The sequence below is a fragment of the Arthrobacter sp. 131MFCol6.1 genome (genome assembly GCF_000374925.1).
GTDB lineage: Bacteria > Actinomycetota > Actinomycetes > Actinomycetales > Micrococcaceae > Arthrobacter.
On sequence record NZ_KB895549.1, the window covers coordinates 139,606 to 146,433 of the forward strand.

The window sequence follows — 6,828 nt, forward strand, 5'->3', positions numbered from 1 at the left end:
TGATTCCTATTTAGGGATACACTCGGGCTGTTGCTATTGCTCCTGATTCTCAATAACAGATCCGAGGTTTCCCGTGCGTCGTCCCGTTGCCCGAGCCATGCTGGCTGGTCTTGCCGGCTTAGGCCTCCTGCTGACCGCGTGCAGTCCGACGGCGGGCAGCTCGCGGGGGACCGCCGGCGACGGCCTGATCGACGTCGTCGCTTCCACCAGCGTTTACGGCGACATCGTCGCCAGCATCGGCGGCGACAAGGTCCGGGTCAGTTCGATCATCAGCCGCACCAGCCAGGACCCGCACTCGTACGAGGCCACCACGCAGGACAAGCTGGCCGTCTCCAAGGCCGAGCTCGTAGTGGAGAACGGCGGGGGGTACGACGCCTTCATCGACACGCTGGCAACCGACACCGGGCTGGAGCCCGGCAACATCATCAACGCCGTGGACGCCTCGGGCCTGGCCACCGAAAGCCCGGCGGCGGCGAGCCCCGACTCCGCCGGCCATACCCACGAGCACACCGGGCTGAACGAACACGTCTGGTACAGCCTGCCGGCCATGTCCCGACTCGCGGACGCCGTCGCCGACAAGCTGGGCTCGCTGGAACCGGGTTCGGCGCAGACGTTCCGGACCAACGCAGCGGCCTTCAAGGACTCGCTCGGCACCCTGGAAACCAGGCTCGCCGCCATCAAATCCTCGGCGGGCCACGTGCCCGTGGCCGTCACCGAGCCCGTACCGCTGTATCTGCTCGAGGACGCCGGACTGGAGAACGAGACCCCGGCCGAGTACACGGCGGCGATCGAGGAAGATGCCGATGTCCCGCCAGCCGTGCTCAAAGCCGCTGTCGAGCTCGTGGCATCCCGCGGCGTCCGGCTGCTGGCCTACAATACCCAGACCGAGGGACCGCAGACTCTGGCGCTGAAAAAGGCCGCCCAGACCGCCGGCGTCCCGGTCGTCAACTTCAGCGAAACCCTCCCGGACGGCCAGTCCTACCTGCAGTGGATGACCGGGAACGTGGAGAGCATCGGCAAGGCCCTAGGATGATCGCAACAGCGGGAGCAGCAGTCTCCGCGGAAAATCGAGGAAACCGCATTTGACACCGGTAGTGAGCCTCCGCAGCGCCTCCCTGGCGTTCGGCCAACGGACTCTCTGGGAGGGCCTGGACCTGGACATCAATCCGGGTGAATTCTTTGCCGTGCTCGGTCCTAACGGCAGCGGCAAAACAACCTTCCTGAAAGTCCTGCTGGGACTGCAGGAACTGACCACGGGAACGGCTGTGCTCGCCGGCCAGCCCGTTGAGCGGGGAAGCCGCCGGATCGGCTACGTGCCCCAGCAGAAATCATTCGACCCCGATACGCCCCTGCGCGCCCGCGACCTCGTGGCCCTCGGCGTCGACGGCCACCGCTGGGGCATCCGCCTCGGCGGCGCCAAGGTGAACCGGAAGGTCGACGAACTCCTGGAGCTCGTGGGCGCCACCGACTACGCGAAGGTGCCGGTGGGGCAGCTGTCCGGCGGTGAGCAGCAGCGCCTGCGCGTGGCCCAGGCCCTCGCGACCGATCCCAAGGTGCTGCTGTGCGATGAGCCGTTGCTCTCCCTTGACCTTCAGCACCAGCAGGGCGTCAGCGCGCTGATCAACAAGCAGTGCCGTGAGGCCGACAGCGCCGTGGTGTTCGTGACCCACGAGATCAACCCGATCATGGACTACGTGGACCGGGTCCTGTACCTGGCCGGCGGAAAGTTCCGGGTGGGCACACCCGCAGAGGTCATGACCACCGAGGTGCTCTCCGATTTGTACGACAGCCGTGTTGAAGTCATCCAGGCCAACGGCCGGCTGATCGTCGTGGGGCTGCCGGATGCCGCGACGCACCACCATCTGGACGCGCACTCAGTCGCGGGCGAGGTGGGCTAAGTGGATCTGGGCGACCTGCTGCACTCAATCTTCAACTTCGAAAACTACGGCGAGCTGCTGGTCCTGGTGCAGAACTCCATCTGGGCCGGCGCCGTCCTCGGGCTGCTCGGCGGAATCATGGGCACCTTCGTGATGAAACGCGACCTCGCCTTCGCTGTCCACGGAATCTCCGAGCTCTCCTTTGCCGGTGCGGCGTTCGCGCTGCTGATCGGCGCGGACATCATTCTCGGTTCGCTGGCAGGATCGGTGCTGGCAGCCCTGGTGCTGGGCGTGATGGGTGTCCGCGCACGGGACAAGAACTCGATCATCGGCGTCATCATGCCTTTCGGGCTTGGCCTGGGCATCCTCTTCCTGTCCCTGTACGAGGGCCGGGCGGCCAACAAATTTGGCCTGCTCACCGGCCAGATCGTGTCGGTCGGAACCGTCCAGCTGCAGGTCCTGGCGGTCGCCGCCGTCGTGGTGATGCTGGCGCTGGCCGCCATCTGGCGGCCGTTGACCTTTGCCAGTGTCGACCCCGACGTCGCCACCGCCCGGGGCGTGCCGGTGCGGGCCCTTTCCCTGGGTTTCATGGTGCTGCTGGGGATCAGCGTGGCGTTGTCCATCCAGATTGTGGGCGCCCTGCTGGTCCTGGCCCTGCTGATCACGCCCGCGGCCGCCGCCATGCGCGTCACGTCCTCGCCCCGGCTGGTGGTCACCCTGAGCATCGTCTTTGCGATGACGGCGACCGTCGGAGGCATCCTGCTGGCCCTCGGCGGCCGGCTGCCGATCAGCCCCTATGTGACCACGTTGTCCTTCCTGATCTACGTGGCCTGCCGGATGATCGGCGGCGCACGGGCCAGGCGCGGGCTCAACGGCCGGGTGGTGCGGAGCGCGACAGCCGCGGCCTAAACGCTCTCGCGCCGCTGCGGCGGAATTTCCCCAGGTCTGCCGGCGGCCGCCGGCGGGTCCCTGCGACCCGCCGGTGAATTCCGGGGTCACGAGGTCAAAGGTGGGGAATTTCGGCAGCTTCGGCTATCGGCCGGGCTGGCTGGCCGTGCATTCGGGGCACAGGCCAAAGATTTCCACGGTGTGCTCCACTGCGGTGAAGCCGTGTTCATTCGCGATCCGCGCAGCCCAGGCCTCGACAGCCGGGGCTTCCACTTCCACGGCCTTGCCGCAGTTCCGGCACAGCAGATGGTGGTGGTGGCCGGTGACGGCGCAGCGCCGGTACACCGCTTCGCCGTCGGCGTTGCGCAGGACATCCACCAGCCCGTCGTCGGCGAGGGACTGCAGGATCCGATAGGAGGTGGCGAGGGAAACTGCGCTGCCTCGCTCCTGGAGGATGCGGTGCAGTTCCTGGGTGCTGACGAAGTCCGCCAGGTCGTCCAGCGCTGCGCTGACGGCGAGTCGCTGCTTGGTGACGCGCTGTTCCTTGCCCTGAACGGGTGCCGGGGCCGGAGTCCGGCTGCTGCCGGTGGTGGCGCCTTGGGACATCGTGGAACTCGCTTCGTCAAAGAATTCGCGGGTGGGACTGGCTGGGGTGGCAATGTCCAAGATTACCAGCAGGGGTCCGTGGACACTGTGACGGCTGGTGCCTAGGCTGGCCGGATGAAGCTGACCAAATTTACTCACGCCTGTGTCCGTCTCGAGCAGGACGGCCGGGTGCTGGTGTTCGATCCGGGCACTTTTTCGGAGACGGACCAGGCCCTCGCCGGAGCGCACGCCGTGCTCATCACCCACGAGCACGCTGACCATGTGGACGTCGACGCCGTCGCCGCGGCCTTGCAGTCGAACACCGCCCTTGAGCTTTTCGCCCCGGAGGCGGTGGCCGAGACGCTCCGCGGCAAGGCGCCCGACGCCGGAAGCCGCATCCATGCGGCGGCCGCTGGTGAGGAATTTGAAACTTCGGGCTTCGCGGTCAGGACCTTTGGCGGCCAGCACGCCCTCATCCATCCGCAGATCCCCGTGGTGGCCAACGTCGGCTACCTCGTCGACGGCAACGTCTATCATCCGGGGGACTCCTTCGCGATTCCCGACGGCGTCGACGTGAAGACGCTGCTTGTACCCATCCATGCACCGTGGAACAAGGTGGGCGAAGTGGTGGACTTTGTCATCGGTGTCCGCGCACCACGGGCCTTCCCGATCCACGACGCGCTCCTGAACGAGCTGGGCCGCGGCCTGGTGGAGGGACACGTGACCCGGATCGGCGCCAAGTACGGCACCGAGTACCGGCACCTCTCCAGCGGCGATTCAGCGGAGGTTTAGCCTCCGCGGACGCGGAGCGGCGCGGGCTGCCTGGCGGCTGGCTGGCGGCTTAGGCCGGCCAGGCGCCGGTACGGAAGAACTCGCGCAGCACGGCCTCGTGGGGCTCCGGATCCAGGCCTTGGGCGTCCAGCCACTCGGGATTGTAGTAGTTCCCGGCGTAGCGGTCCCCGGCGTCGCACATCAGCGTCACAACACTGCCCCTGCGGCCCTCTGCGATCATCCCGGCGATGAGCTGCCACGCACCCCAGAGGTTGGTCCCCGTGGACGGGCCCGCGTGCAGACCGGCATGGTTCCTCAAATGCCGCATGGCCGCCACCGATGCGGCGTCAGGAACCTGGATCATGTGATCGATCACGGCGGGCACAAAACTCGGCTCCATCCGCGGCCGGCCGATGCCCTCGATGCGGGAGGGCAATCCCGCCGCGGGTGCGGCGGCGGCTGTCCCGCCGTCGGGCCGGCTGTTCCGCCAACCCGGATAGAACGCGGAATTTTCCGGGTCGACGACGGCGAGGCCCGTCTCGTAGCGGTGGTACCGCAGGTACCGGCCAATCGTGGCGCTGGTTCCGCCAGTGCCGGCCCCGACCACCACCCAGCGGGGGACCGGGTGCTCCTCCAGCGCCAGCTGGCCGAAGATCGATTCGGCGATGTTGTTGTTCCCGCGCCAGTCCGTGGCCCGTTCGGCGTACGTGAATTGGTCCATGTAGTGCCCGCCCGTGCTGCGGGCCAGGTCCGCGGCGGCCTCGTAGACCTCTGAGGCGTGGTCCACCAGGTGGCACGAGCCGCCGAACTGTTCTATCAGGGCGATCTTCTCGCGGCTGGTGGTCCGGGTCATCACGGCGATGAAGGGCAGCCCCAGCAGCTGCGCAAAATAGGCTTCCGAGACGGCGGTGCTGCCGCTGGATGCCTCGACGATCGTGGTGCCTTCGCGGATCCAGCCGTTGACGAGGCCGAAAAGGAACAGCGACCGCGCCAGCCGGTGCTTGAGGCTGCCGGTGCGGTGGGTGGATTCGTCCTTCAGGTACAGCTGCACGCCCCAGTGCTCCGGGAGCGGTACCGAATACAGGTGGGTGTCGGCAGAGCGGTTGTTTTCGGCATTGATCCGGCGGACGGCTTCATCGGCCCAGGCCCGGTCCTGCTGGTGCGTGGTGTTCACCGCTACAGCCTACCGGGGGCGGCGGGACGCCAAAGATAGAGTGGGGAAATGGACACCCTTCTCAATGCTGCTGCCCTGAAGAACCGGATGGACCGCGCCGTCGAAACCGGCCGGCGCACAGTGCTCCTCGACGTTCGCTGGGCGCTGGGGGACCCCCACGGTCACGACCACTACCTGCGCGGACACATCCCAGGAGCCGTCTTCGTGGACCTCGCCACCGAACTCGCCGGACCGGCGGAACCGCGACGCGGAAGGCATCCGTTGCCGCCGCCTGAGCAGTTCCAGGAGTCCGCGCGCCGCTGGGGCATCAACGACGGCGATGCGGTCGTAGCGTATGACGACAGCGGCAACATGGCCGCGGCCCGGCTGTGGTGGATGCTGCGCAGCGCCGGCTTCAGTTCCGTGTACCTGCTCGACGGCGGCCTGGCCGCCTGGCGGGCCGCCGGGTTCGAAGTGGCGGCGGGACCCGAACAGCCGGCACCCGGAAACGTCACCCTGTCCGACGGCGCCATGCCCGCGATCGACGCCGGACAGGCCGCCACCTGGGGCCGGCGGGGGCTGCTGTTGGACGCCCGGGCGGGGGAGCGGTACCGCGGGGAAATCGAGCCCGTGGATCCCCGCGCCGGCCATATTCCCGGGGCCGTCAGTGCCCCGACCACCGGGAACCTGGACGCGGACGGGCGCTTCCTGGCCCCGGCAGAGCTGCGGGAGCGCTTCGAGCAGCTCGGTTACCGGGACGGTGTCCCGACTGCCGTGTACTGCGGATCCGGAGTGACGGCGGCCCATGAAATCGCCGCCCTCGAGATTGCCGGCTTTTCCGCTGCCCTCTACCCGGGGTCGTTTTCGGAGTGGTGCCACGCTGCATCGAACGATGTTGTCACCGGGCCGGAACCGTACGGCGAGCAGACGGCTTCACACTAACGCCAGCAGGAGCGCCGGACGGCCGCGCAGACAGTCAGAGCGCCTCCCGTTCCACGGGCAGCCAATGATTCCTAGGCTGCGGCTGCCACTTTGGGCTTTCCGCGCCGCAGCATTTTAGCTTGGTGCCGGAGCTGGCGGCGGTGGCGGGAACCCGGCTGGGAGCCCGGCAGGTCTGTGGCCGATGGGCGAAGCGGTGTCCCCGGCAGGGGTGGTGCGGTGGAGTAGTAGGTGTGGCCGGTGGGGGTGGTGAGCTCGAGGGTGTGCCGGGGACCGCGTGCGGGGCGTGCGTTCCAGCCGGGGGTTTCTTTGGTGTGGTTGCAGGCTTCGCAGAGTCCGGCGCCGTTGTCGGTGGTGGTCGGGCCGCCGGTGTGCCAGGGGATGATGTGGTCCAGGTGGCGGATCGGGGCGTCGCAGTAGGGGGTGCGGCAGGTGTCGTCCCTGGTTTGGATGAAGCGGCGCAGGCCGGGTGGGAAGAGCCGGGCGCGGGAGTCCATGGCGATGAGCTCGCCGGTGCCGGGGTGGGTGTAGAGCCGCCGCAGCCAGAGCCGGAACGCGCGGTCATCGTCGCTCCCGGCGGTCCCGCCCGGGTGAGGGGGACCGCCGGTTGACTCG

General features: G+C 68.1%; 8 protein-coding genes. 5 read left to right on the top strand and 3 right to left on the bottom strand.

The window, feature by feature from the left end; genetic code table 11:
• Positions 1–97: 97 nt before the first annotated feature.
• The 3 genes from C566_RS0115640 to C566_RS0115650 are packed head-to-tail and all read left to right on the top strand — an operon-like array spanning position 98 to position 2,786.
• The gene (locus tag C566_RS0115640) at positions 98–1,033 is read left to right on the top strand and encodes a metal ABC transporter solute-binding protein, Zn/Mn family (RefSeq protein ID WP_018775295.1); all 936 of its coding nucleotides are present in this window, start codon (positions 98–100) and stop codon (positions 1,031–1,033) included.
• Positions 1,034–1,082: 49 nt separating this feature from the next.
• Complete coding sequence (locus tag C566_RS0115645; RefSeq protein WP_081627358.1) at positions 1,083–1,898, top strand: metal ABC transporter ATP-binding protein; 816 nt, start codon at positions 1,083–1,085, stop codon at positions 1,896–1,898.
• The gene (locus tag C566_RS0115650; protein WP_018775297.1) at positions 1,899–2,786 is read left to right on the top strand and encodes a metal ABC transporter permease; all 888 of its coding nucleotides are present in this window, start codon (positions 1,899–1,901) and stop codon (positions 2,784–2,786) included.
• Positions 2,787–2,909: 123 nt separating this feature from the next.
• Here the strand turns inward: C566_RS0115650 and C566_RS0115655 are convergent, their stop codons facing one another.
• The gene (locus C566_RS0115655) at positions 2,910–3,371 is read right to left on the bottom strand and encodes a Fur family transcriptional regulator (protein ID WP_026266751.1); all 462 of its coding nucleotides are present in this window, start codon (positions 3,369–3,371) and stop codon (positions 2,910–2,912) included.
• Positions 3,372–3,485: 114 nt separating this feature from the next.
• On the opposite strand from C566_RS0115655, the gene C566_RS0115660 reads away from it, so the two are divergent.
• On the top strand, positions 3,486–4,142 hold the full coding sequence (locus tag C566_RS0115660; RefSeq protein ID WP_018775299.1) for an MBL fold metallo-hydrolase: 657 nt from the start codon (positions 3,486–3,488) through the stop codon (positions 4,140–4,142).
• 49 nt (positions 4,143–4,191) lie between these two features.
• Here C566_RS0115660 and C566_RS0115665 read toward each other — a convergent pair whose 3' ends face one another.
• Positions 4,192–5,295 (bottom strand): PLP-dependent cysteine synthase family protein, encoded by a 1,104-nt coding sequence (locus tag C566_RS0115665; protein ID WP_018775300.1) that lies wholly within the window; start codon positions 5,293–5,295, stop codon positions 4,192–4,194.
• A 48-nt stretch (positions 5,296–5,343) separates the two neighbouring features.
• Between C566_RS0115665 and C566_RS0115670 the strand changes: the two genes are divergently transcribed.
• On the top strand, positions 5,344–6,216 hold the full coding sequence (locus tag C566_RS0115670) for a sulfurtransferase (RefSeq protein WP_018775301.1): 873 nt from the start codon (positions 5,344–5,346) through the stop codon (positions 6,214–6,216).
• A gap of 71 nt (positions 6,217–6,287) precedes the next feature.
• Here the strand turns inward: C566_RS0115670 and C566_RS21635 are convergent.
• Positions 6,288–6,828, bottom strand: a 541-nt coding sequence (locus tag C566_RS21635) for an HNH endonuclease (protein ID WP_026266752.1), incomplete at its 5' end; no start/stop codon positions are given.